Source organism: Mycobacterium canetti CIPT 140010059, from assembly GCF_000253375.1.
In the GTDB taxonomy this organism is placed as follows: domain Bacteria; phylum Actinomycetota; class Actinomycetes; order Mycobacteriales; family Mycobacteriaceae; genus Mycobacterium; species Mycobacterium tuberculosis.
The window spans coordinates 841,862-865,039 of sequence record NC_015848.1 but is presented as its reverse complement, the minus strand read 5'-3'; the positions used below and the strand labels follow the sequence as shown (position 1 = coordinate 865,039).

The following is a 23,178-nucleotide window of genomic DNA, read 5'->3' as shown; positions in this document are numbered from 1 at the left end:
ATGACCCAAACGACCCAATCCCCGGCCCTGATCGCGTCGCAGTCGTCGTGGCGGTGCGTCCAAGCCCACGACCGGGAGGGCTGGCTGGCGCTGATGGCCGACGACGTCGTCATCGAGGATCCGATCGGCAAGTCCGTCACCAATCCCGATGGCAGCGGCATCAAAGGTAAGGAGGCCGTCGGCGCCTTCTTCGACACGCACATTGCGGCCAATCGGTTGACGGTCACCTGCGAGGAGACGTTCCCGTCCAGCTCACCGGACGAGATCGCCCATATTCTGGTGTTGCACAGCGAGTTTGACGGTGGTTTTACCAGTGAGGTCCGCGGCGTGTTCACCTACCGGGTGAATAAGGCCGGTTTGATCACCAACATGCGTGGGTACTGGAACCTCGACATGATGGCCTTCGGTAACCAGGAATGAAACCTGGGGGGCAGTTTCGACGTCATATGCTCAACGGGTGTCGATCTTCACCAAGATCATCAACCGTGAACTGCCCGGCCGTTTTGTCTACGAGGACGACGACGTTGTCGCGTTCTTGACGATTGAGCCGATGACGCAAGGCCACACCTTGGTGGTGCCACGCGCCGAAATCGATCACTGGCAAAACGTGGATCCCGCGTTATTTGGCCGCGTCATGTCGGTGAGCCAGCTGATCGGCAAGGCCGTGTGCCGGGCGTTTTCAACCCAACGCGCCGGGATGATCATTGCCGGGCTGGAAGTGCCCCACCTACACATCCACGTGTTTCCCACCCGCAGCCTCAGTGATTTCGGCTTTGCCAACGTCGACCGCAACCCCTCACCGGGATCGCTGGACGAAGCGCAGGCCAAGATCAGGGCGGCCCTGGCACAACTGGCGTGAGGCTCAGCTGGTCCACGTCACTGACGCGCGGCAGCGAGACACGAAAGCAGCAACCCTCCCCGAGCGCGGTCGTCACGGTGACCGCTCCGCCATGGGCCGCCACCAAGGAGTCGACGATCGACAACCCCAGTCCGGTCCCGCCGCTGGCGCGCGCCCGCGACGAGTCGGCGCGATAGAACCGCTCGAACACCCGCAGCGCATCCTCCTGACTCATGCCCGGACCGTCATCGGCGACCTCGAGGATGGCGTCGTCGCCCTCGGTGCCGACTCGCACGGTGACGTCGGCGCTTTCCGGGGTGTGCTGGATGGCATTTGCAACGAGATTGCGCAGCACCTGCCGAAGCCGCGATTCGTCGCCGAGGACCTCCGGGGTGCCGGGGCCGTCAAGGACCTCCAGGGTGATCCTGCGTTTGGGGTCCATCGCCAGCGCGTCGTGCGCGGCATCACTGGCCAGCGCCAGCAGGTCCACCCGGCGCAGTTCCAGCGGCCGATGTGCATCTAGCCGGGCAAGCAGCAGCAAATCGTCCACCAACAGCCCCATCCGGCTCGCTTCGCCCTCAATCCGCGACAGCAGCATGCCCACGTCGCGGGCGGCTCCTTGTCGGTACAGCTCCGCGAAGCCGCGGATAGTGGTCAACGGGGTACGCAGTTCATGGCTGGCGTCGGTGATGAACTGTCGCATCCGGTCCTCTGAATCCCGGGCCTTTTCGGCGGAGGATTCCGCGGACGCCACCGCCCGCTGAATTTGTGCCAGCATTCCGTTGAGCGCCAACGAAAGCCGGCCGACCTCAGTTCGCGGATGCCACTGCGGGACCCGGCGATCCAGCTGCCCCGCGCCGATCGCCGCGGCCGTCTGCTCGAATTCTGCCAGCGGCCGCAGGCTGCGGCGAACCACAGCGTAGCCCGCCACCCCGAGGACAACCAGCACCGCACTGCCTATGCCGACCTGCAACAGCACCAGCGACCGCACGGTGCTCCGGACGTCGGCCAGATCAATGGCGACGGTGGTCAAGTAGCCATCCGACGCGCGCACCGAGACCGCGCGCCAAAGAGTCTTGGATCCGCCGATCGATGGCAGCGTCGTCGGGTGCCGGCCGACATCATTGTTGGCGGGCACCGCCGGTATGGCAGTGTTGTCGTTGAGTGCCGTATAGCTCTGGCCGTCGGGGCTGATCACCCGAACGTAGAACCTCGACGGCGGCCGATCGGGGTTATGACCAGGGTAGGGGTCCGGCGCCAAGGGCAGCGTGATCTGCGCCCAGATTTGGGCTTCCTCGAGCAACACCCGATCGATCCGGCTGGTCAGCCGGTGCTGCAACATCGAGGTGACCGCGATCCCCGAGGCCACAAGTCCAGTGGCCACCAGGATCAGCGTGGCTGCGACCAGGCGTACCCGTAGGGGCAGCCTTCCTCGAAGGTGTCTGGCCATTGCCGCGTTCTCCTCGGGCTGCCGATCCGATTAACTACCAAGACTCATCGAGGCTCCCGCAGTACGTAGCCCACCCCACGCAGCGTGTGCAGCAGCCGCTTCTCCCCAGTGTCGATCTTGCGGCGCAGATACGACACGTAGGACTCGACGACGTTGACGTCACCACCGAAGTCGTAGCGCCAAACGTGGTCGAGAATCTTAGGCTTGCTCAGCACGGTGCCTGCGTTGATCACGAAATAGCGCAGCAGGGTGAATTCGGTGGGCGACAGCGACACCGGTTGGCCCGCCTTCCACACCTCGTGGGTCTCCTCGTCGAGCTCGATATCGGCGAACGTCAGTCGAACATTACGTGGTTCCTTGTTGCCCTTGCCCGCGCGTCGCAGGATGACCCGCAGCCTGGCCACGACCTCCTCCAAGCTGAAGGGCTTTGTCACATAGTCGTCACCGCCCAGGGTCAGACCCGCGATCTTGTCCTGTAGCGAGTCACGGGCCGTCAGGAACAACGCCGGGGCATCGATGCCGTCGGCGCGCAGCCGTCGCAGCACCCCAAAGCCGTCCATCCCGGGCATCATCACATCGAGGATCACCGCGTCCGGCCGGGTTTCCCGGGCCCGATCCAGCGCCTGCGCCCCGTTGGTCGCGGTGTAAACTTCAAAGCCCTGGAACTTGAGGCTCACCGACAGCAGTTCAACGATGTTGGCCTCGTCATCGACCACGAGGACACGAGCCTCCGGTGTGGTGTTTTCGCCTGGGGTTCCCGCCGTCACGAGATCAACCCCTTTCCGCATTGGTTGAACGTTACCTTCACAATCATTGTGTAATTCCTGAAAGCTCGTTGCTAGTAGTCTGCTAACAGTCTGCCAGGAATCGCCAAATCAGCTTGGACCGTTGCCGCTCAATCCGCGGCGCGCCGTGAATACACTCGCAGAATGAACCTCGGCCAAACCCTCGTGGGTATTGCGACCTGGCCCGCACGAGCGGGGCTCGCCGCCGCCGACACCGGTTTGAACATGGCCGGCGCGGCGGTTGACATGGCCAAGCAAGCGTTGGGTGATGCCGGCGGCGCAAGCGGGTCGACCTCAATGGCCAACATGCTGGGAATCGATGACACGATTGCCCGCGCCAACCGGCTGGCCAGGCTATTGGACGACGATATGCCGCTGGGACGCGCCATCGCGCCCAACGGGCCGCTGGACCGGATGCTGCGGCCCGGCGGGGTGGTCGACCTGCTGACCCAGCCCGGCGGCTTACTCGACCGCCTGACCGCTGAAGGCGGCGCCATGCAGCGCGCGCTGCAACCGGGCGGACTGGCCGACCAGCTGCTGGCCGAGGACGGGCTGATCGAGCGGGTGCTCTCCGAGGATGGGCTGGCCGACCGACTGCTTGCCGAAGGCGGACTGATCGACAAGATGACGGCCAAGGACGGACCACTCGAACAGCTCGCCGACGTCGCCGACACATTGGCCCGACTGACGCCCGGGATGGAGGCGCTAGAGCCGGCCATTGCGACCCTGCAAGACGCGGTGATCGCGCTCACCATGGTGGTCAACCCGTTGAGCAGCATCGCCGAGCGCATTCCGCTGCCCGGGCGCCGTCCCGCGCGCCGCTCGTCGTCTCGGTCGGTGCATTCGCAACGCATCGTCGACACCGAGTGAGCGGCTAGGCTTACACCGGTTTTACCGGCCTCCTTAGCTCAGTGGTAGAGCACTCGCCTTGTAAGCGAGCGGTCGTCAGTTCAATCCTGACAGGGGGCTCCACAAAGGCGCAGCTCAGGGCGCAATCTCGCGCTTCCGATAACGGTCAAGATCGCCCTCTTTTGGTATCGACAATTCCCGACGGGAGCCTGCACAAATGCGTATTCGCAGGTGGCAGACCCCGGCAACCCGCATGAAACACGCCGAGGCTTGATGGGAAAGGCCACGAGCCAGTCCATGTAGCGCAATTCCGACAAAAGCCCCAATCCCTTCGCACTGCGCCCCTAGGCTCGCGGAGTACCGGTTTGTCACTGGTGTGAGGAGGACCGTGATGGTCAGTTTCGCGTGGTTGCCTCCGGAGACCAATTCGCTAAGGATGTATCTGGGTGCGGGGTCACAGCCACTATTGGCGGCGGCGGGGGCCTGGGACGGGTTGGCCGAGGAGTTGCATGCGGCGGCGTCGTCGTTCGGGTCGGTAACGTCGGAGTTGGCCGGCGGCGCTTGGCAGGGACCGGCGTCGGCCGCGATGGCGAGTGTAGCGGGGCCTTATGCGAGCTGGTTGATTGCGGCCGGAGCCCAGGCCGAGTTGGCTGCTGGGCAAGCGCGGGCGGCGGCGGGTGCATTTGAGGAGGCGCTGGCCGGCGTAGTGCATCCGGCCGTGGTGCAGGCTAATCGTGTTCGGACGTGGTTGTTGGCGGTGTCGAACGTGTTCGGGCAAAACGCGCCGGCCATCGCGGCCATGGAAGCCACCTACGAGCAGATGTGGGCCCAGGACGTGGCGGCGATGGCCGGCTATCATGCCGCCTCCTCGGCGGTAGCGGCGCAGCTGACGTCGTGGCAGCAGGCACTACCAAACATCAATTTGGGTCTCGGCAATATCGGCAACCTCAATGTTGGCAACGGCAACACCGGCGATTACAACCTGGGTAATGGAAACTTCGGCAACGCCAACTTTGGCGGCGGAAACGGGAGCGCCTTCCACGGACAGATTTCCAGCTTCAACGTGGGTAGCGGCAACATCGGCAACTTCAACCTGGGTAGCGGAAACGGAAACGCTGGCATCGGACCATCCAGCTTCAACGTGGGTAGCGGCAACATCGGCAATGCGAACGTCGGGAGTGGAAACTCTGGCGATAACAACGTCGGCTTCGGGAACCTCGGCAATGGCAACATTGGTATCGGAAATGCAGGTCCAAACACGGGATCGCCCGCCACGCCGACACCCGGCAATGGGAATGTCGGGGTTGGCAACGGCGGCAATGGAAATTTCGGCGGCGGTAACACGGGCAACGCAAATATCGGACTGGGAAACGTAGGCAATGGCAACGTTGGCTTCGGGAACAGCGGCAGCCACAACTTCGGTTTGGGGAATACCGGCACCAATAATATCGGCATCGGGTTAACCGGCAGCAATCAGATCGGCTTTGGCGGGCTAAATTCTGGTAGCGGAAATATAGGATTTGGCAACTCGGGCACCGGGAATATCGGCTTCTTCAACTCGGGCAGCGGTAACTTCGGCGTGGGGAACTCGGGCGTCACCAACACGGGCGTCGCGAACTCGGGCAACATTAACACCGGCTTCGGGAATTCCGGCTTGATCAACACCGGCTTCGGCAACGCTTCAACCGTCAACACCGGCTTTGCCAACTCCGGTGGCGCCAATACCGGCATAGGGAACGCGGGTGATTACAACACCGGCAACTTCAACGGTGGCATCATTAACACCGGTAGCTTCAACTCGGGTGCATTCAACTCGGGCAGCTTCAACGGAGGGAACGCTAATTCGGGTTTCTTTAACTCTGGCCTGACGAACACCGGCTTCGCAAATTCTGGCAATATCAACACAGGCGGCTTTAATGCGGGCAATCTGAATACCGGTTTCGGCAATACTGCCGATGGGCCGGGCGAAAATTCTGGATTCGGAAACACCGGCAGCGGGAACTCGGGCTTCAATAATTCTGGCAAGGGAAATTCTGGCGCCTATAACCTTGGTACTTTGCAAATCTCGGGCTTCGGTAACTCCGGCCAATCAGTATCGGGTTACAACAATTCGGGTAATATAATATCGGGCTTCGGAAACAAGGGGACCGGCTCGTTCAACCTAGGATTCATTTCGGGCTTTGGCAATACGGGTGAGCTGCAGTCGGGCTTCGGTAATCTTGATGCCGATCCCGACAGTAACAGCGCCGCGTCGGGTTTCGGGAACTCCGGAAAGCAAGACTCTGGTGGCTTTAACACTATCGATTTCGTCTCGGGCTTTTTCCACCGCTAGCGAACACTAGCCCGGTATCGTCCCGGCGACCGGGGCCGGCGTACGCCGTACCCGGAGGCAATCCGATCTGGATGTCCCATGCACGGCCGAGCAGGTTCCGCACGATCGGGGAAGCCTGCGGGCCGGCATCGTCGGGTCAATGCTGGCAGCGGCCTCCGGGCCATGTGGGGACCTATTGGTCGCTCGCGGTCATGGGATCAGGCTGGGCAGACCGATCGGCAGGCCGCTTAGATAGGGGTGGCCCGTAGCGTCGATCACGTCGTCAGCCACCGCATGTGGGAACTGGACCACAGCCGCGCCGACCTCATCGGCACCGTCTCGCACCGCGTTGATGACCGCCGCCGGATCGCCGGTGAACAGGGACTCCCAAATGTCGTAGGCCGCATATTGCGGCGCCGTGATCAGCTCGCGCACGTCGACGAATAACGCGGTCGGCAGCGACGCCGGCCCGACGGGTATCCCGTCCCAGCTGACCAGCGTCCAGCCGCCCTCGGGATTGCCCTGTACCACGACGGCGCCGGTGTTGGGCACCGGGTGGGTGAGCAGCAGTAGCGGATGGGGATTGTCGACGTTCATCATCGTCCCGACCCCGATGGTGAATGCGCTGGAGTAAGCGACCGACGTGATGTTGCCGTCTGCGGCCACGACCGGATTGGCCAAGGAAGCGTCGTAGATCGTTTGAACCGCACCGGTAAAGGCTCGGTTGAAGACGATCCCGTTGACGTCGGTGGAGCCCGGGGCCAGCATCGGCACGATGGGAAATCCGAGCGTCCAGGCGATCGGGCCGACGAGATACAGCAGGCCCGCGGGGCTGATCTGCGGCAGGTCCTCGAAGATGCCGGCATGGATCTCGTTGAGCCCGGGCAATACCTGCGGGGCCATCCCCAGCAAGTTCGCCAACGGCGCGGCGGTCTGCTGCGTTCTGATCAACTGCGAGTCGAAGATCCCGGCATAGGGGCCCTTGGCCGCGAGCGCGTTGGCGATGGCCTGCGCCTGTTGCTGGCCCAGCGCGGTGAGTCCGGGTCCGGGCACCGCCGTGTCGATCAACATTGCGGCGTTGCCCGGCGTCTGGCCGTGCCGCACGAAGTCGATGACGATCGACTGCCCGTTGCCGCCACCACCGATCGTGGCCATGCCGCCGGTACCGATGAACCACCCGCCACGACCGATAGCCCCATCGACCCCGCCAGCCCCGCCGGCTCCGCCCAGGCCGCCGTTGCCGAACAACAGCGCCTGGCCCCCGGCGCCGCCGTTACCGCCGACACCGCCCGCGCCACCCATGCCGCCGTTGCCCATCAACCAGCCGCCGGTGCCGCCCATGCCGCCCACTCCGCCGGCAAAGCCGGCGCCACCGGTACCCCCGTTGCCGATTAACCCGGCACTCCCACCTTTACCGCCGGTATAGCCGGCCCCACCGTCACCGAATAGCAAACCGCCGGGGCCACCGTTGGGAGCTGCCGCCGTCCCGGTGACGCCGTTGCCGATCAGATCGCGGCCGAGCAGCACGTTTGTCGGCGCATTGACAATCGGGGCGAGCGCCTCGCCGACCGGGCTGTTGATCCATTGCTGGCCGGTCGCGTGAATCGGACCATAGACGAACGCTTGGAACCCGTCGGAAACGGACGCGGGCGCCGAGCCCAGCGCCCCCCGGAGCGACGTCGCGATGGTCACCTCGGTAACCGCATACGATGTCGCTGCCGCGCTCAATCGGTGCACAAACTGCTCGTGATACGCCGCTGCCTGCGCCGCCGCCGCCTGATACTCCCGGGCATGCGCGCCGAACAGCGCCGCGAGTGCCGCCGATACCTCGTCGGCGGCCGCCGCCGCCACAGCGGTCGTCGGATTGGCTGCGGCCAGATTGCCCGCATTCACTGCCGAACCGATCTGCGCTAGATCCGCCGCGGCCGCCGCCAACGCGTCCCGCGCCACGATCACAAATGACATCGCTTACCCCCGGGTGTTGTCGCGTACTAGCCATGATGGAGCGCAGCGCCGGAACAGATGCGGGTATCGGCCAAAATGCAACGAGCATCCAAGCGTCTCCCGCTAGGACGCTGTCGGCTCGGTCGCCTTGCGAGCCATCCGTCACAGTTACTAGGATATCCAAGTATCGGGATTCCCCGCCGCCACCGGCTTGCACAGGACAACCATGACCACACAGATTTCACATTTCATCGACGGACAACGCACCGCCGGCCAGTCCACGCGCTCGGCCGACGTCTTCGACCCCAACACCGGCCAGATCCAGGCGAAGGTACCGATGGCCGGCAAGTCAGACATCGACGCGGCCGTGGCCTCCGCGGTCGAGGCCCAAAAGGGCTGGGCCGCATGGAATCCCCAGCGCCGTGCCCGGGTGTTGATGCGGTTTATCGAACTGGTCAACGACACCATCGACGAGTTGGCCGAGCTGTTGTCGCGTGAGCACGGCAAAACGCTGGCCGACGCCCGCGGCGACGTCCAGCGCGGCATCGAGGTGATCGAATTCTGCCTCGGCATTCCCCACCTGCTCAAGGGCGAGTACACCGAGGGTGCCGGTCCCGGCATCGACGTCTATTCGCTGCGGCAGCCCCTGGGTGTGGTCGCGGGGATCACCCCGTTCAACTTCCCGGCGATGATTCCGCTGTGGAAGGCCGGCCCGGCCCTAGCGTGCGGCAACGCCTTCGTGCTCAAGCCAAGTGAGCGCGACCCGTCGGTTCCGGTGCGGCTGGCCGAGCTGTTCATCGAGGCGGGCCTGCCGGCGGGCGTGTTCCAGGTGGTGCACGGCGACAAGGAGGCCGTCGACGCCATCCTGCACCACCCCGACATCAAGGCCGTCGGCTTCGTCGGCAGCTCGGATATCGCCCAGTACATCTACGCTGGTGCCGCCGCCACCGGCAAGCGGGCGCAGTGTTTCGGCGGTGCCAAGAACCACATGATCGTGATGCCCGACGCGGACCTGGATCAGGCCGTGGACGCACTGATCGGCGCCGGATACGGCAGCGCCGGCGAACGCTGCATGGCGATCAGCGTCGCCGTGCCGGTGGGCGATCAGACCGCGGAGCGGTTGCGCGCCAGGCTGATCGAGCGGATCAATAACTTGCGGGTGGGACACAGCCTGGACCCCAAGGCGGACTACGGCCCGCTGGTCACCGGGGCGGCGCTGGCGCGGGTGCGCGACTACATCGGCCAGGGTGTGGCCGCCGGTGCCGAGCTGGTCGTTGACGGCCGCGACCGCGCCAGCGACGACCTGACCTTTGGGCTGCCTGAAGGCGATGCGAACCTGGAGGGCGGCTTCTTCATCGGGCCGACCCTGTTCGACCATGTCGCTGCCCACATGTCGATCTACACCGACGAAATCTTCGGGCCGGTGTTGTGCATGGTTCGCGCCCGCGACTACGAAGAGGCGTTGCGGCTGCCGTCGGAGCACGAATACGGCAACGGGGTGGCGATCTTCACCCGCGACGGCGACGCGGCCCGCGACTTCGTCTCCCGGGTGCAGGTGGGCATGGTCGGCGTCAACGTGCCGATCCCGGTGCCGGTGGCCTACCACACTTTCGGCGGCTGGAAGCGCTCCGGCTTCGGCGACCTCAACCAGCACGGCCCGGCGGCAATCCAGTTCTACACCAAGGTCAAGACCGTCACGTCGCGATGGCCGTCAGGCATCAAGGACGGTGCCGAATTCGTCATCCCCACAATGAGTTAGCGTGTCATGTTTGTCCTTAACGACGACGAACGGGTGATCGTCGAGACGGCGGCCGCCTTCGCCGGCAAACGCCTGGCTCCGCACGCCCTGGAATGGGATGCCGCCAAACACTTTCCGGTGGACGTGTTGCGGGAAGCGGCCGAACTCGGCATGGCCGCGATCTATTGCCGCGACGACGTCGGCGGCAGTGGGCTGCGCCGGCTCGACGGCGTGCGCATCTTCGAGCAGTTGGCGATCGCCGACCCGGTGACCGCCGCGTTTTTGTCCATCCACAACATGTGCGCGTGGATGATTGACAGCTTCGGCACCGACGAGCAACGCAAGGACTGGATTCCGCGACTGGCCACCATGGGCGTCATCGCCAGCTACTGCCTGACCGAACCGGGCGCCGGATCCGATGCCGGCGCACTGAGCACCCGCGCCGTCAGGCACGGCTCAGGAAAAGGCGGCGACTACGTGCTCGATGGCGTCAAACAATTCATTTCCGGGGCCGCAGCATCGGACGTGTATGTGGTGATGGCGCGCACGGGCGCCGAGGGTCCGCGCGGCGTGTCGGCGTTCATCGTCGAAAAGGGCACACCGGGGCTGAGTTTCGGCGCGCCCGAAGCGAAGATGGGTTGGCATGCCCAACCCACCGCGCAGGTGGTGCTGGACGGGGTGCGGGTACCCGCCGAGGCCATGCTGGGCGGCGCCGACGGCGAAGGCGCCGGCTTCGGTATCGCGATGAGCGGCCTCAACGGCGGCCGGCTCAATATCGCAGCATGCTCGCTGGGTGGCGCGCAGGCCGCCTTTGACAAAGCGGGCGCCTACGTTCGCGACCGACAGGCCTTCGGCGGATCGCTGCTCGACGAGCCCACCGTGCGGTTTACCCTGGCCGACATGGCTACCGGGCTGCAGACGTCGCGAATGTTGTTGTGGCGGGCCGCAAGTGCGCTCGATGACGACGACGCCGACAAGGTCGAGCTGTGTGCGATGGCCAAGCGCTACGTCACCGACACCTGCTTTGAGGTCGCCGACCAGGCCCTGCAGCTGCACGGCGGCTATGGCTATCTGCGCGAGTATGGTCTGGAGAAGATCGTCCGCGACCTGCGGGTGCATCGCATCCTGGAAGGGACCAACGAGATCATGCGGCTGGTCATCGGTCGGGCCGAGGCCGCGCGGTTCCGCGCCACCGTTTAGAGAGGCTCAGATGACGACCATCGCCTTCCTAGGTTTGGGCAACATGGGTGCGCCGATGTCGGCGAATCTGGTTGGTGCGGGCCACGTCGTGCGTGGATTCGACCCGGCACCCACGGCGGCGTCCGGCGCCGCCGCGCACGGTGTCGCGGTGTTTCGTAGCGCGCCCGAAGCGGTGGCCGAGGCCGACGTGGTCATCACCATGCTGCCCACCGGCGAGGTGGTCCGGCGCTGCTACACCGACGTGCTGGCCGCCGCGCGTCCGGCAACGCTGTTCATCGACAGCTCCACGATCTCGGTCACCGATGCCCGTGAGGTGCACGCGCTGGCCGAATCGCACGGCATGCTCCAACTGGATGCGCCGGTCTCCGGCGGGGTGAAGGGCGCCGCCGCCGCGACGCTGGCATTCATGGTCGGCGGCGACGAGTCCACGCTACGGCGGGCACGCCCGGTACTAGAGCCCATGGCGGGCAAGATCATTCACTGCGGCGCCGCCGGTGCCGGACAGGCCGCCAAGGTGTGCAACAACATGGTGCTGGCGGTGCAGCAGATCGCGATCGCCGAGGCGTTCGTGCTGGCCGAGAAGCTCGGGCTGTCCGCACAATCGTTGTTCGACGTCATCACCGGCGCGACCGGCAATTGCTGGGCGGTGCACACCAATTGCCCGGTGCCGGGCCCGGTGCCCACCTCACCGGCCAACAACGACTTCAAGCCCGGGTTTTCGACCGCGTTGATGAACAAGGACCTGGGCCTGGCGATGGATGCGGTGGCCGCCACCGGTGCGACGGCCCCGCTGGGCAGCCACGCCGCCGACATCTACGCCAAATTCGCCGCCGACCACGCCGACCTGGACTTCAGCGCGGTGATCCACACGTTGCGCGCGCGAGCAGACGCATAAGCGCCCATTTCGACACGAAATTGGGCGCTTATGCGTCTGCTCGCCCTCAGAGGTCGCCGGCACACCCATCAGCCCTCGGCGGCGTCTTTCGGGTCCGACAGCCCCGGCAGGTAGGGGGCAAGGCCTTGCGTGTACCAGCCCAGCGGCTGGTTGCGCCACTGCGTTGGAATGTCCGGCAGCGTGAAGTCGTTCTCGTAGGCCGAGCATCCGACACTGCGGCCGATATCCAATGCCAGATCGGCCAACTTGCTCAGCTCGACCCCGGTGCCCATCGGCATGATGTGGATGACGCAGTCGCCCACTATGGCCCGCACATGCCCTAGATAGTTTAGTTCCCACACCTTCGGCTGGTAGGGCGGAAACGGCACCGGATCCGGAGGCGGCTCCTGAGGTTTGGGGCCGAATCCGATAGCCCGGTAGCCTGGTGTACCAGACGAACGACCAGGCGCACGTGGAGTCGAAAGAACAACCGTGTGGTGCGCAAACACGCGTTCCACTGGCGCTACGACAGCACCGAGGAACTGGAGTTGCTCAACCAGCTGTGGCAGCTGGTGTCGCTGCGTCTGAACTTTTTCACCCCGACGAAGAAGGCCCTTGGCTTTCGGCCGTAGCTGCTCGAATTGACGCGAGGACGGTGAATCGTCTGGCGCAGCGGTTTGTCCGGTCGCCGACTGTACTTGAGGACCGCTCGCTAGAGCGGCGGGCGAATGTGGCGCACCGAGGTGAACCGGGCGAAATCCCTGTCCAGGCTCACCACGGCGCAGTGATGCTCCACTGCTATGGCCGCGAGTACCGCGTCGGGTATTAGGTCGCCGGACGCATCGGCCTCGTCGCAGAGTTTGCGTAGCAGCATGAGGTGTCTGGGGCCGGGGTTGGTCGGAAGGTGGTGGGGCTGGGCGGTGACGGCGTCGATGAATGCGAATGCAGCTGCTCGCGGTGACGGAATCTCGAAGATGCGTCGATTCGTTGCCAGCCGGAGGAACGACGCCCATACCAGGTTCGGCACTGTGAAGGGGTCGTCAGCCGCGAGCAGTCGATCGAACCAGGGGCGGACGGTTCGGTGATTCGGGTGGTCACCGCGGTGTGCAGCCAGCAGCACGTTGGCGTCGAGAAGGAACATTGCCGTTCTGCGCCTATTGGGGGTTACTTCCGGGAGTTCAGTTCCAGGCCCTCGTCGAGCACTTCGGACAACGCTCTATTCGAGGTCAGGTCGATGCCTCGCCGCGGACCGGTGCCGCCGTCGAAAACCGGGACGGTCGGGCGGGCGCCGCCGACGTGGGCGGCGGCGAACTCCCGGCGAAGGGCGTCCTCGATCACCGCGCCGAGCGATTGACCACGCTCGCGGGCCCGGCGTTTGGCGGCAGCGAGTATTTCATCGGAGATTGACACCGTGGTGCGCATGATGCACACGGTAACGCATCAACAGCATCATCTGCGGTCGAGCGGCCGAAGCGATGCTGTCAACGCCGCGCGCGGTCGCAGGCCCGCCGGCTACATCAAGCCGTTCAGCCCGTTCTCACCGAGCAGCAGCCCGCCGGCGCCGCCGGCGCCGCTGGGGCCGGGTGCACCCCCGGATTTCCCGGCGTTACCGCTGTTACCGCCGTTGCCGCCGTTGCCGCCGTTGCCGATCAGCACGGCGCTGCCGCCGACGCCGCCCTTGCCGCCGATGTGGAAAGCACCGGACAAACCGGTGGCGCCGCCGGCGCCGCCGTCACCTCCGAGACCGAACGCTCCGGACTTGCCGCCGGCCCCGCCGTCCCCGCCGGTGGCGGCGCCGGTGGCGGAGGCGCCGGCCCCGCCGGCCCCGCCGGAGCCGACGAGCAAACCCGCGTCGCCGCCGGCCCCGCCGGCCCCTCCGGAAACTCCGGCGGCGGTGCTATGGCTGCCGGCGCCGCCGGTGCCGCCGGCGCCGAACAGCCCGCCGTTGCCGCCCGCCCCGCCGGCGCCGCCGGCGAGGGTGCTTCCCCCGCCGGCCCCGCCGGTCCCGCCGGCGCCGAACAGCCCGCCGTTCCCACCTGCCCCGCCGATCCCGCCAGCCCCAGCGGGGCTGCCAAACCCACCGGGCCCGCCGGCTCCCCCGTTGGCGAACAGCCCGCCGTTACCGCCGGCCCCGCCATTGCCACCGACCGCGCCGGCACCACCGCTTCCGCCGGCCCCGCCGGTGCCGAACAAGATCCCGCCGGCCCCGCCGGCCCCGCCGTTGACGCCGCCGATCGTTCCCTGCCCGCCGTTTCCGCCGTTGCCGAACAACCAGCCGCCGGCTCCGCCGTCAGCCCCGGTCCCCGGAGTGCCGTTGGCGCCGTTGCCGATCAGCGGACGCCCGGTGAGCGTCTGGAAGGGGTCGTTCACCATATTGATCACGTCCTGCTGCAGGGTGTGCAGGGGCGAGGTGCTGGCGGGGGCCGTAAAGCCGTCCAGGCCCAACAGCACCCCCCCGGTACCGCCGATGCCGGCCTTGCCCAGGGTCGCGCCGGTCCCGCCGCTGCCGCCGTTGCCGCCGTTGCCGATCAACACGCCGGTGCCGCCGGCCCCACCGGGCCCACCGTCCCCGCCGCCGGTGCTCGCGCCGCCGTTGCCGCCGTTGCCGCCGTTGCCGATCAGCCCGCCGGCCCCGCCGGCCCCGCCGGCGGCGCCGTCCCCGACGCTTCTACTAATGCCGCCGGCGCCGCCGGAGCCGCCGGAGCCGCCGGAGCCGAAGAGCATGCCGGCGTCGCCGCCGGCCCCCCCTTTCCCCCCGCTGGGGAGGCCAAACCCGCCGGACCCGCCGGACCCGCCGGCGCTAGCTCACTGCCACCTGTCGGCCGCGGAACTGGGGCCCTCGCTCTGCCGTCAGCCGGTGCGATCACGCTCCGCAACGATGTTGTGTTTTTTGGGTTTACTAGCCAGCATTGGGACATGGAGACTCTGCTGAAGACGAGTGAGGCCGCGCAGATACTCGGGGTATCGCGGCAGCATGTCGTCAACATGTGTGACCGCGGCGAGATGGTGTGCGTGCACGTCGGCAGCCATCGGCGGGTGCCCAGTAGCGAAGTCGAGCGCGTCACGAGCCGCCGGTTGACCCGCGAGGAGGAAAGGTCGCTGTGGCTGCATCGCGCCCTGCTGAGCCCGCTGTTGACCGAACCGGATACGGTCGTCTCCGCCGCACGAGAGAACTTGCGTCGCTGGTCGGGTATGCATCGTCGGGACGGCATGGCGGGGTGGTATTTCACGAAGTGGCAGCGTGTCCTTAACGACGGCCTCGACGCGGTCATGCACGTATTGACCAGCCCTTCGGAGGACGCTCGGGAGATGCGGCAGAACTCCCCGTTCGCGGGCATACTGCCGGAGGCGACGAGGGTCGCGGTGCTGCGGTCGTTCAAGGATCACTGGGATCGCGAGCACGAGCGGGCCATGACGGAATGACGCGTCAGCAACTTGCACATCTCCTCCGCCGCGCCTGTGCTGTTGTGGGCGATGTGGACGTGCTGGTACTCGGGTCGCAGTCGATCCTGGGGTCATTTGATGAAAACGAACTACCGCCGCAGGCCACCGCCTCCCAGGAGGCCGACATCGCGTTTGTCAACGACCCGGCGCGGGACAAAGCGGATCATGTCGACGTGGCAATCGGCGAGATGTCCGATTTTCACCGCAGCAATGGCGTTTATGCCGAGGGCGTACATATCGACACCGCGATCCTGCCTAACGGGTGGCGGGACCGGCTGGTCAGTTGGACCGTCGAATCCTCGCGCCCGGCGAAACCACGCTTTCTGGAACCGCACGACCTCGCGGTGGCGAAACTTGCCGCCGGACGCGAGAAGGACAAAGCTTTCGTGGCCGCCCTCATCCGAAGCGGCCTGCTCGACGTGGGTGTGATCCAGGCTCGGGTTTTGCTGCTGCCGGAGGAAACCGACCCGCGTATCGGTCAACGCATTGCGGCCTGGCTGAACTACTACGGTGCGGGCAACCACTCCTCCTAGCACCTGTCGCGCCGCCAGCATTGCATGCCGCGGATGTCGCGGCTGCTCGACGTGTTGGTCGCCCGGAAGTGGATGCGATGTGCAGCAGGCTGCCACCGGTATTCGGCATGGGTCAACTGCCCGCCTTCCAGTCGTCCTGTCCCAGGTATCCGTTCGTTGATGTTGGGCCAGCAGGGCCCTGGAGGGCTCGGTGGCGCGTGGGCTCGTAGGGAGCGTTGGTCTGCCAGCAGCGCCAGATGACGTGGAGCCCGGCGGGCTGCGGGCCGCCGCCTACGTCAACCCATCCAGGCCGAGCAGCAGCCCCCCGGCGCCGCCGGTACCACCGACACCCGGCGGGACCCCAAGCCCGCCCTTACCGCCGTTACCGCCGTTGCCGATCAGCCCAGCGCGCCGCCGGACGCGCCGGGGCCGCCGGCGCCGCCGTTGCCGAACAACAATCCGCCGGCCCCGCCGGGCGCGCCGGACCCGCCCGCGCCGCCGTTGCCGAACAACAATCCGCCGGCCCCGCCGGCGGCCCCGGTCCCCGGCGCCCCGTCGGCGCCGTTACCGATCAGCGGGCGCCCCAACGCCGCCAGGAAGGGCGCGTTGATCGCGTCGAGCAGCGGACTGGTTATGGACGCGGCGCTGGCGGCCTCGGCGGCCGCATACGAGCCCGCGCCCGCGGTCAAGGCCTGCACAAACTGGATATGAAACGTCGCCGCCTGCGCGCTGAGCGCCTGATAGGCCTGGCCGTGCGCCCCAAAAGCCGCCGCGATGGCCACCGACACCTGATCGGCGCCCGCGGCCAGCACCGCCGTCGTGTTGGCCGCGGCCGCGGCGTTGGCCGCCCCGATCGTCGAACCGATGCTTGCCAAATCCGTGGCCGCTGCCGCGATGGCCTCCGGCGCCGCGATCACAAACGATATGTGACACCTCCCAAGAGGTCATGGCCCAATAAGCCAGGACAACCCGGGCGAGATGCCCAGGTCTTCCAGCGACTCATGGACAGAAGCGCATTGCACCGTCCAACGGGCAGCGAAATCCCAGGTTTTCCGGCTCTACTGACTGATCCGTGGGTGTTTGGTTCTGCCCGGTAGGGCGGGGCGGCGGCCGCCGAGGGCGAGCATGGCCAAGGCGATGAGTGCTTCGGGGGAGCGGAATCCGAACGCGATCCGGGTTAGGAGTCGGATCTTGGTGTTGGTGGATTCGATCAGTCCTTGCCATAGGCCGTGGTCAAGGGCGGCGTCGATGGCTTGGCGGTGTCGCACGATGCCGCCGGCCAGCTCCACGAAGACGGGGATGCGGCAGCGCCGCGCCCAGGAGATCCACCGATCCAGTGCCTGCTTGCCTTCTTCGCCTTTGACCGAAAACACCTGGCGTAGGCCACCGTCCGCTTATCAACACCCAGCAGTTCACGCCACAACCTCGCATTGCGCACGTCGTTGCTCGCTCCCCTTGGTTTCGGACCTTTGACAAACCAGCAACCTTAAGCTACAACGACGTGCGCCTACTCAGACCAAGGTTCCACCCACGGAAGGGTCAGAAGAGCCCGAAATTGGGCGCTTATGCGTCTGCTCGCCCTCAGAGGTCGCCGGCACACCCATCAGCCCTCGGCGGCGTCTTTCGGGTCCGACAGCCCCGGCAGGTAGGGGGCAAGGCCCTGCGTGTACCAGCCCAGCGGCTGGTTGCGCCACTGCGTTGGAATATCCGGCAGCGTGAAGTCGTTCTCGTAGGCCGAGCATCCGACACTGCGGCCGATATCCAATGCCACATCGGCCAACTTGCTCAGCTCGACCCCGGTGCCCATCGGCATGATCTCGATGTAACAGTTGCCCACGATGGCCCGCACATGCCCCAGATAGCCGAGCACGAACACGAATTCTCCGGGTCGCTGACCGGTAATCTCGTATGCCTCCGGGTTGGGTGTCCGTAGATCCAGCCCAGCCGGACACTCCAGCCGCATCATGTCCCGAACCCCTTCGGCCTCACGTTCGCCGTCCGCCACCTGGCAGATCGAAACCGTGACGGTGCGGGTGTATCCCGTTTCTCGGTCGCCCCAGCTGCACCACAGCGAGTTGTCCCAGAACTCTTCGGCGGTTTCCGAGGTGGGTCTGGTGTTCTTCGGCAGCATGGCGCTGATCTGAAAGTACGACTCCAGCTTCTCCGCGATGAGATCCCGGCGCCCTGTATAGCTTCGCGGTGGCCCGGTCACGCCATCACCTTCCCTTAGTTCCCAACCGACGCATCACGTCGTCTGCGGGAAGGCCGTAATGATCTTCCCGTCGCGTGCCGAAATAATGACGCGGGTTGTGAAAACGTATCTGCCGTCTGGCAACGACATTCTCCGGTATACGGCGAACGTGTCGTTGTCTTGGTTGTACTCCACTCGCTCCGGGTAGGCCAGTGTGGCACCGATTGCGTAATCGGCGAGATAGCGCCAATTGCCTGCACTCGGCCATCGTGCATCCGCAATATCGTGCCATTGCCGTCCATGCTTGGCCTGAATGTGCAGCAGCCCGTACTTGTCATTGCCGCAGTACAACACGGAGTCTCCGGCCGGTAGCGAGCGGAATCTCGCGCTCATCGGCGCGTGATGGAACGTCCTGACGACCTTGTCCGGGTCTTGGCCACGCGCCCGGCACGCCGCCCACACCTTCGGCTGGTAGGGCGGAAATGGCACTGGATCCGGAGGCGGCTCCTGGGGTTTGGGGCCAAATCCCACAGCCTGATAGGACGAAGCCAGGGATCGCAACCGCGCCGCGCCGGCCTGGGATTCCGCGGCGGTTGCGGCCAGCACTCGCGTGATGTCGTGTGCTTTGGTGGCGAGAAACCGGGAGAAGTTACGGGCACCGGCCGGGGTGTCAAGGCCCAGCGCGCGCTGATGGGCCACCGCGTTCTCGATCTCGGCTCCAATGGCGCCAAGCCGGCGGCGACCGCACACCAGGCTGTCATAGGCCTGGCGCAGCTTGGGGACGACGGCCCGATCGGTCTCCGCGGATACCCCAATGTGCTGTGTCAGCGCCGCTTCACGCGCGCGCGCCGCGTCAGCACCAAGGCCTGTCTCGTCGGGCACGCCGAGACTGTAATCCGACATCACGGCCAACAGCACTTCACACCGGGCGTGGCCACCACGCCGATCAAGATGTGGGCCTGGCCTTGGAAGCGGTGGCCTCGACCGGTGCGGCGGCGCCGCTAGGTGGCCACCCCGCCGAAATCTACGCCAGATTCGCCGCCGACCACGGCGCCCTGGACCGCAGCGCGGTGATCCACACGTTGCGCGGCAGCCGAATTCGCGGGTTCACCGCACCGTGCGGCCCAGAAATGCCGCCAGCTGATCGGCGGGCGGGCGCTCACGCGGGCAAGGCTTCTCGTCCGCGAAGGGCTTTCCCGGCCCACGGAACTGCGGCCCCACCAAGGCACGCGCGGCGGCGAGCCGCTCGACGGCCAACTCGGGATCAAGATCGGTGGATTGGCCGGTGGCGGCGGCAAGATCCCACGCGTGGGTCAGCACATCGGTGGTGCGTAACCCGATGAACACCTGCCCGGGAACCTCGCCGAACGGCAGCTTGAATGTGGCGGACATCCCGCCCGGCGCCGCGAAGATCTCGTGGGCGACCGCGGCCGCGGCTTGGTGGGCGGCAACGAGGCCATCGGGCCGGGCGGGTGGCTCGATGGGGCTGGCCGCCCATCGCCCGACCTGCTCGTTGCCGCCGACGACGTGCTCGATCAGATCGTTGATCGTCCACTCCGAGCAGGGCGTGGGGCCGCCGAGCTGGTCAGCGCGGACGTTGGCCAGGAGCGCGGCGAACGCGTCCTGAGCGCGCTGGTGAGCCATCAGTGGGTCCACTGTCCTGCCTTTCGCGGTTGAATTGGTGTCCGCCGCATTTCACCATCATGCGTGCCCATGACGTTTTTGGATAGCGCAGCGCGGGCACGTCCTGCTAACAGCTTGTCCTGAAATCGTTGACCACGCAGTGGGTTTCGGGGCAGTCCGGTTAGCTGCCCGCCGCCGGATACCGCCGAGCCCCGCCATTGTCCAGCAGCAAGCCGGCGCCGCCGGCCTCGGCGGTCGCATACGAGCCCGCGCCCGCGGTCAAGGCCCGCACAAACTGGTCATGGAATGTCGCCGCCTGCGCGCCAAGCCGGGCGCGAGCAGACGCATAAGCGCCCATTTCGGCACGACATTGGGCGCTTACGCGTCTGCCCGCCCTCAAAAGTCGCCGGCGTTGCGCCGCAACGTTTCGACGGCCGACACCAGCGCCTGCGATTCCTCGGCGCCCATCCCAACGTTGGCGAACACCTGCTCGTTGAGGGTGACGGTGGCGTCCTCGACCGTGGAGCGACCCAGCTCGGTGATCTGCACCAGTGTGGTCCGCCCGTCGGTGGGGTGCGGAACCCGCCGCACCAATCCATCGGCCTCCAGCCGGCGGATCGCGTGGGTGACGCTGGTCACGTGAACCTGCAATCGGTCCGACGCTTTGGTGATCGGTAGCGCTCCGATACGGCTGAACGCCAGCAGCCGCAGCAGCTCGAAGCGGGAGAAACTCAGGTCATAGGGGCGCAGCGCCGTCTCGACGCGGGCCAGCAGAATCTGATGCGCACGCATCACCGACGTCACCGCCACCATGCCTAGCGACACATCACCCCACCCGGAACGCTCCCAGTTGGTCCGTGCTGCGGCGATGGGGTCGCGATTATCTGAGGCCACGCCCCCTTCTTATCGCACATGCGTCGACGCGGGCCAACCTTACGGAATTCAGCTTGCCGTTGCTGCGGCGCATTTCTGACCGAGGAAAGTGCCGCCACCGGGGGCCGCCGCCGCGACCCCGAACCCGGCCCCGCTGCGGCTGTACCCGTCGGCCACCGTGGCAGCGGAGAACTCGTGTTTGGCCAGCACGACTGAAGATGCGCGGCATCATGCAGCCCACTCCGAGCAGGTGGTCGACGCCCGACCACCCGGTGCTTGTAGGGCGTGCCAATAGCAGGGCGCCAGGTGCCTCAAGCTCAGTCTTAGAGCGAACGCTGCAGCAGAACCTGGCCGGTATCGGCGGCAACCACTTGCACGGCGGCGATCTGGTCAACCGGTGTCGAAATGCTGCCGGCGGGTGTCGCGGTGTGACCGGGTTCGGCCAACCAAGTCGCCAGCCGTGTCTGGCTGCCGTCACGACCCACCACAACCATGGCCAGCGTGTCGTGGGAAGCATACGGCGGCGCCAGGCAGACGCACCGCAGGTTGATGAACGTCCCCCAAGGCTCGCCGCTGATCGACACCGTGGACGCCAACAGCTGCGTGCCGACCTGGGCCATCGGCAGCGCCGACACGGCCGCCTGCTGCGGTGCCGCGGAGTGGCCCTGCACACCGACTAGCACACCGATCGCCAGCACCGCGGCAGCGGCGGACGAGGCCACCCAGGTGATCAGCCGGGTACGGCGCCGACGCCTGTGCACCGCCGCCAGCAACGACGGCAACAACTCCGGCGACAGCCCCGAAGCCGCCACAGTCGGGGCGGATTCGCTAATCGCGGCCACTTCGTCACGATCGAGCTGGGACAGCAGGGCGGGCACCCCGCAGAGTTCGGTGACGGCCCCCCGGCATTCGGGGCAACCGGCCAGGTGCGCTTCGAATTCGCGGCGGTCGGCCGCAGACAATGCTCCCAACACGTAAGCTGCATCCCACATCGCGTAGTGGTGATCATCACCCGTCGACACCTCGCGCACACCGGTGTCATCGGGCGGGCCAAGTCCTCGTAGCGGCATCGTCATGTCATCTCTCTCCTGTCACCCTCACGTATCCGGAGCCGGCAGCAATGTGAATGGGCTCTGCCGTCATCGAGTAACTCCCAGTTCCTGCAGAGTGAGCCGCAACGCGCGCACGGCGTAGTGCAATCGCGACTTCACCGTTCCTTCGGCAATTCCGAGGTCGGTGGCAATCTGTGCGGTCGACCATCCGCGGTAGTAGGACCGCTGGATCACGGCCCTATGCTCGGCGGACAGTTGGGCCAGCGCATCGGCGATCAGCAGCCGATCCAGTGCGGCGTTCACCTCGTCCGGCGTCGACTGCTCGGGTGTGCCCGATTGGTCGGTCGAACCGACCACATTGCGGAACCGGGCGCTGCGCCGCTCGTCGATGATCATGTTGCGCGCGACGGTGAACAACCACGCCCTTGCCGGCCGCGCGGTGTCGCCGATCACCTCCGGATGCTGCCACGCCCGCAACAGCGTCTCTTGGACGACGTCTTCGGCTTGGGCCGCATCCCCGGTCAAGCGCAGCGCGTAACGCCACAACACGGCGGCATGCTCGTCATAGAGCGCCCTCATCAACGCGGCTTCAGCGGCCGCGGCGCCCGACACACGAGCCACGCGATCACCTCCCGCTTACTGACACGAGTCGAGTAAGAGTTTGGTTCACCACTGCCCGCGCCGGCAGCCGCGCTAACCGAGCGTCAGAATTCGGGGCCCGTCGTCGGTTACCGCCACGGTGTGTTCCCAGTGTGCCGCACGTGACCCATCGGCGGTGGTGACCGTCCATTTGTCGTCGAGCACCACCGTTTTGGTGGTACCGAGGGTCAGCATCGGTTCGATGGCCAGCACCGAGCCGGCAGCCAGCAGCGGACCGCGCCCCGGCGCACCCTCGTTCGGCAGGAACGGATCCATATGCATCTGGCGGCCGATGCCGTGGCCCCCGTAACCGGCGACGATCCCGAACGAGCGTCCATAACGGAGCTCGGCGGCACGGGTACCCGTTTCGATGGCATGCGCGACGTCGGTCAACCGATTGCCGACCACCATCGCGGCGATGCCGGCCTGAAGCGATTCCCTTGTCGCCTCCGACAGCGCTTCGTCGGCGTCGCTCAGGGCGCCAACCCCGAAGGTGATCGCCGCATCGCCATGCCAACCGTCCAGCACCGCACCGCAGTCGATGGATACCAGATCACCGGGCGCGAGCACCTCGGCGGTCGACGGGATGCCATGAACCACCCGGTCGTTGATCGACGCGCAGATCGAGGCCGGGTAGCCGTGATAGCCCAGAAACGACGGGGTGGCGCCGGATTCGCGGATCACCGACTCGGCGATCTCGTCGAGACTCAGGCTGGATGTGCCGGGAGCCGCTGCCGCACGGATCGCCCGCAGCGCGGCGGCAACGACGGCGCCCGCCGCGGCCATCGCGTCGAGTTCGCCGGCACTGCGCTGCGGCACGACCCTGCGACCCCGCAGCCGTGCCAGTGGGCGCAT

The 23,178-nt window shown here is 66.3% G+C and carries 24 protein-coding genes, 1 tRNA gene and 5 pseudogenes; 12 read left to right on the top strand and 18 right to left on the bottom strand.

All coding sequences use genetic code 11. The features are described 5' to 3' along the window. A complete protein-coding gene (locus MCAN_RS03985; RefSeq protein ID WP_014000395.1) occupies positions 1–420 on the top strand; it encodes a ketosteroid isomerase family protein in 420 nt (139 codons plus the stop codon). Positions 421–457: 37 nt separating this feature from the next. Further along, complete coding sequence (locus MCAN_RS03980) at positions 458–859, top strand: HIT family protein (RefSeq protein ID WP_003403876.1); 402 nt, start codon at positions 458–460, stop codon at positions 857–859. Here the strand turns inward: MCAN_RS03980 and phoR are convergent. Together phoR and phoP are read right to left on the bottom strand one after the other, a co-directional pair. Continuing rightward, on the bottom strand, positions 831–2,288 hold the full coding sequence (phoR, locus tag MCAN_RS03975; RefSeq protein ID WP_014000393.1) for a sensory box histidine kinase PhoR: 1,458 nt from the start codon (positions 2,286–2,288) through the stop codon (positions 831–833). The genes MCAN_RS03980 and phoR overlap by 29 nt on opposite strands. A 44-nt stretch (positions 2,289–2,332) precedes the next feature. Next, entirely contained in the window at positions 2,333–3,076 is a 744-nt protein-coding gene (phoP, locus tag MCAN_RS03970) for a two-component system response regulator PhoP (protein ID WP_003403867.1), read from the bottom strand. A gap of 141 nt (positions 3,077–3,217) precedes the next feature. Here phoP and MCAN_RS03965 point away from each other — a divergent pair, with 141 nt between their 5' ends. From MCAN_RS03965 to MCAN_RS03955, 3 genes are all read left to right on the top strand, one after another. Then, entirely contained in the window at positions 3,218–3,943 is a 726-nt protein-coding gene (locus tag MCAN_RS03965) for a hypothetical protein (protein ID WP_014000392.1), read from the top strand. 27 nt (positions 3,944–3,970) lie between these two features. Next, a tRNA-Thr gene (locus tag MCAN_RS03960) sits at positions 3,971–4,045 on the top strand. A 268-nt stretch (positions 4,046–4,313) separates the two neighbouring features. Continuing rightward, a complete protein-coding gene (locus tag MCAN_RS03955) occupies positions 4,314–6,254 on the top strand; it encodes a PPE family protein (protein ID WP_014000391.1) in 1,941 nt (646 codons plus the stop codon). Between the two features lie 189 nt (positions 6,255–6,443). Here MCAN_RS03955 and MCAN_RS03950 read toward each other — a convergent pair whose 3' ends face one another. After that, entirely contained in the window at positions 6,444–8,198 is a 1,755-nt protein-coding gene (locus tag MCAN_RS03950) for a phosphoglycerate mutase PE_PGRS11 (RefSeq protein WP_014000390.1), read from the bottom strand. Between the two features lie 205 nt (positions 8,199–8,403). On the opposite strand from MCAN_RS03950, the gene MCAN_RS03945 reads away from it, so the two are divergent. Genes MCAN_RS03945 through mmsB form a run of 3 tightly spaced genes read left to right on the top strand, consistent with a single transcriptional unit; the run spans position 8,404 to position 12,010 of the window. Continuing rightward, entirely contained in the window at positions 8,404–9,936 is a 1,533-nt protein-coding gene (locus MCAN_RS03945; protein ID WP_003403847.1) for a CoA-acylating methylmalonate-semialdehyde dehydrogenase, read from the top strand. Positions 9,937–9,942: 6 nt separating this feature from the next. Further along, positions 9,943–11,115, top strand: a complete 1,173-nt coding sequence (locus MCAN_RS03940; protein WP_003403845.1) for an acyl-CoA dehydrogenase family protein — start codon at positions 9,943–9,945, stop codon at positions 11,113–11,115. Between the two features lie 10 nt (positions 11,116–11,125). Then, entirely contained in the window at positions 11,126–12,010 is an 885-nt protein-coding gene (gene mmsB, locus MCAN_RS03935; protein ID WP_003403844.1) for a 3-hydroxyisobutyrate dehydrogenase, read from the top strand. A 68-nt stretch (positions 12,011–12,078) separates the two neighbouring features. On the opposite strand, the gene MCAN_RS03930 is transcribed toward mmsB, so the two are convergent. Further along, positions 12,079–12,324 carry a hypothetical protein gene (locus MCAN_RS03930; RefSeq protein ID WP_003403841.1) on the bottom strand — a complete coding sequence of 82 codons (246 nt, stop codon included), beginning with the start codon at positions 12,322–12,324 and terminating at the stop codon, positions 12,079–12,081. Between the two features lie 159 nt (positions 12,325–12,483). Between MCAN_RS03930 and MCAN_RS03925 the strand changes: the two genes are divergently transcribed. Beyond that, a complete protein-coding gene (locus MCAN_RS03925) occupies positions 12,484–12,621 on the top strand; it encodes a hypothetical protein (RefSeq protein ID WP_003403839.1) in 138 nt (45 codons plus the stop codon). 80 nt (positions 12,622–12,701) lie between these two features. Here the strand turns inward: MCAN_RS03925 and MCAN_RS03920 are convergent, their stop codons facing one another. The 3 genes and pseudogenes from MCAN_RS03920 to MCAN_RS03910 all read right to left on the bottom strand — a co-directional run. Continuing rightward, a complete protein-coding gene (locus MCAN_RS03920; protein WP_014000388.1) occupies positions 12,702–13,130 on the bottom strand; it encodes a type II toxin-antitoxin system VapC family toxin in 429 nt (142 codons plus the stop codon). A 23-nt stretch (positions 13,131–13,153) separates the two neighbouring features. Then, on the bottom strand, positions 13,154–13,411 hold the full coding sequence (locus MCAN_RS03915; protein ID WP_003403834.1) for a ribbon-helix-helix protein, CopG family: 258 nt from the start codon (positions 13,409–13,411) through the stop codon (positions 13,154–13,156). Positions 13,412–13,501: 90 nt separating this feature from the next. Next, a pseudogene (locus MCAN_RS03910) lies at positions 13,502–14,788 on the bottom strand (PGRS repeat-containing protein); the annotation flags it as partial. 117 nt (positions 14,789–14,905) lie between these two features. Here MCAN_RS03910 and MCAN_RS03905 point away from each other — a divergent pair. Both MCAN_RS03905 and MCAN_RS03900 read left to right on the top strand, forming a co-directional pair. Next, positions 14,906–15,412 (top strand): helix-turn-helix domain-containing protein, encoded by a 507-nt coding sequence (locus tag MCAN_RS03905; RefSeq protein WP_003403827.1) that lies wholly within the window; start codon positions 14,906–14,908, stop codon positions 15,410–15,412. Further along, entirely contained in the window at positions 15,409–15,966 is a 558-nt protein-coding gene (locus MCAN_RS03900) for a DUF6036 family nucleotidyltransferase (RefSeq protein ID WP_003403820.1), read from the top strand. Before MCAN_RS03905 ends, MCAN_RS03900 begins: the two co-directional genes overlap by 4 nt. 377 nt (positions 15,967–16,343) lie before the next feature. Here the strand turns inward: MCAN_RS03900 and MCAN_RS03895 are convergent, their stop codons facing one another. The 4 genes and pseudogenes from MCAN_RS03895 to MCAN_RS03880 all read right to left on the bottom strand — a co-directional run bounded on the left by MCAN_RS03895 (position 16,344) and on the right by MCAN_RS03880 (position 18,999). Next, positions 16,344–16,871 (bottom strand): PE family protein, encoded by a 528-nt coding sequence (locus tag MCAN_RS03895; RefSeq protein WP_003901009.1) that lies wholly within the window; start codon positions 16,869–16,871, stop codon positions 16,344–16,346. Between the two features lie 132 nt (positions 16,872–17,003). After that, positions 17,004–17,327 (bottom strand): annotated as a pseudogene (locus tag MCAN_RS03890) (transposase); the annotation flags it as partial. Positions 17,328–17,548: 221 nt separating this feature from the next. Beyond that, entirely contained in the window at positions 17,549–18,076 is a 528-nt protein-coding gene (locus MCAN_RS23365; protein ID WP_014000386.1) for a hypothetical protein, read from the bottom strand. Positions 18,077–18,190: 114 nt separating this feature from the next. Continuing rightward, positions 18,191–18,999 (bottom strand): annotated as a pseudogene (locus MCAN_RS03880) (DUF4226 domain-containing protein). Between the two features lie 81 nt (positions 19,000–19,080). Between MCAN_RS03880 and MCAN_RS23360 the strand changes: the two are divergent. Further along, positions 19,081–19,224 (top strand): annotated as a pseudogene (locus MCAN_RS23360) (3-hydroxyisobutyrate dehydrogenase); the annotation flags it as partial. A 19-nt stretch (positions 19,225–19,243) separates the two neighbouring features. Here MCAN_RS23360 and MCAN_RS03875 read toward each other — a convergent pair. The 7 genes and pseudogenes from MCAN_RS03875 to map all read right to left on the bottom strand — a co-directional run bounded on the left by MCAN_RS03875 (position 19,244) and on the right by map (position 23,178). Next, on the bottom strand, positions 19,244–19,792 hold the full coding sequence (locus MCAN_RS03875; RefSeq protein WP_014000385.1) for a TIGR03086 family metal-binding protein: 549 nt from the start codon (positions 19,790–19,792) through the stop codon (positions 19,244–19,246). Between the two features lie 148 nt (positions 19,793–19,940). Then, positions 19,941–20,159, bottom strand: coding sequence for a PE family protein (locus tag MCAN_RS24055; RefSeq protein ID WP_407635594.1), 219 nt, complete (start codon positions 20,157–20,159; stop codon positions 19,941–19,943). Continuing rightward, positions 20,156–20,653 carry a MarR family transcriptional regulator gene (locus MCAN_RS03865; RefSeq protein ID WP_014000384.1) on the bottom strand — a complete coding sequence of 166 codons (498 nt, stop codon included), beginning with the start codon at positions 20,651–20,653 and terminating at the stop codon, positions 20,156–20,158. The genes MCAN_RS24055 and MCAN_RS03865 overlap by 4 nt, the downstream gene beginning before the upstream one ends. A gap of 90 nt (positions 20,654–20,743) precedes the next feature. Beyond that, positions 20,744–20,848: pseudogene (locus MCAN_RS22900) on the bottom strand (thiamine pyrophosphate-binding protein); the annotation flags it as partial. Positions 20,849–20,955: 107 nt separating this feature from the next. Further along, positions 20,956–21,708 carry an anti-sigma-L factor RslA gene (gene rslA, locus MCAN_RS03860; RefSeq protein ID WP_014000383.1) on the bottom strand — a complete coding sequence of 251 codons (753 nt, stop codon included), beginning with the start codon at positions 21,706–21,708 and terminating at the stop codon, positions 20,956–20,958. Between the two features lie 63 nt (positions 21,709–21,771). After that, positions 21,772–22,305, bottom strand: a complete 534-nt coding sequence (gene sigL / locus MCAN_RS03855) for a sigma-70 family RNA polymerase sigma factor SigL (protein WP_003403731.1) — start codon at positions 22,303–22,305, stop codon at positions 21,772–21,774. 72 nt (positions 22,306–22,377) lie between these two features. Then, the gene (gene map, locus MCAN_RS03850) at positions 22,378–23,178 is read right to left on the bottom strand and encodes a type I methionyl aminopeptidase (RefSeq protein ID WP_003403728.1); all 801 of its coding nucleotides are present in this window, start codon (positions 23,176–23,178) and stop codon (positions 22,378–22,380) included.

Bases quoted from the DNA above. Each gene is read 5' to 3' on its own strand.
- MCAN_RS03985 (WP_014000395.1), top strand. From the start codon at position 1: ATGACCCAAACGACCCAATCCCCGGCCCTGATCGCGTCGCAGTCGTCG.
- phoR (WP_014000393.1), bottom strand. From the start codon at position 2,288: ATGGCCAGACACCTTCGAGGAAGGCTGCCCCTACGGGTACGCCTGGTC.
- phoP (WP_003403867.1), bottom strand. From the start codon at position 3,076: ATGCGGAAAGGGGTTGATCTCGTGACGGCGGGAACCCCAGGCGAAAAC.
- MCAN_RS03965 (WP_014000392.1), top strand. From the start codon at position 3,218: ATGAACCTCGGCCAAACCCTCGTGGGTATTGCGACCTGGCCCGCACGA.
- MCAN_RS03955 (WP_014000391.1), top strand. From the start codon at position 4,314: ATGGTCAGTTTCGCGTGGTTGCCTCCGGAGACCAATTCGCTAAGGATG.
- MCAN_RS03950 (WP_014000390.1), bottom strand. From the start codon at position 8,198: ATGTCATTTGTGATCGTGGCGCGGGACGCGTTGGCGGCGGCCGCGGCG.
- MCAN_RS03945 (WP_003403847.1), top strand. From the start codon at position 8,404: ATGACCACACAGATTTCACATTTCATCGACGGACAACGCACCGCCGGC.
- MCAN_RS03940 (WP_003403845.1), top strand. From the start codon at position 9,943: ATGTTTGTCCTTAACGACGACGAACGGGTGATCGTCGAGACGGCGGCC.
- mmsB (WP_003403844.1), top strand. From the start codon at position 11,126: ATGACGACCATCGCCTTCCTAGGTTTGGGCAACATGGGTGCGCCGATG.
- MCAN_RS03920 (WP_014000388.1), bottom strand. From the start codon at position 13,130: ATGTTCCTTCTCGACGCCAACGTGCTGCTGGCTGCACACCGCGGTGAC.
- MCAN_RS03915 (WP_003403834.1), bottom strand. From the start codon at position 13,411: ATGCGCACCACGGTGTCAATCTCCGATGAAATACTCGCTGCCGCCAAA.
- MCAN_RS03905 (WP_003403827.1), top strand. From the start codon at position 14,906: ATGGAGACTCTGCTGAAGACGAGTGAGGCCGCGCAGATACTCGGGGTA.
- MCAN_RS03900 (WP_003403820.1), top strand. From the start codon at position 15,409: ATGACGCGTCAGCAACTTGCACATCTCCTCCGCCGCGCCTGTGCTGTT.
- MCAN_RS23365 (WP_014000386.1), bottom strand. From the start codon at position 18,076: ATGCTGCCGAAGAACACCAGACCCACCTCGGAAACCGCCGAAGAGTTC.
- rslA (WP_014000383.1), bottom strand. From the start codon at position 21,708: ATGACGATGCCGCTACGAGGACTTGGCCCGCCCGATGACACCGGTGTG.
- map (WP_003403728.1), bottom strand. From the start codon at position 23,178: ATGCGCCCACTGGCACGGCTGCGGGGTCGCAGGGTCGTGCCGCAGCGC.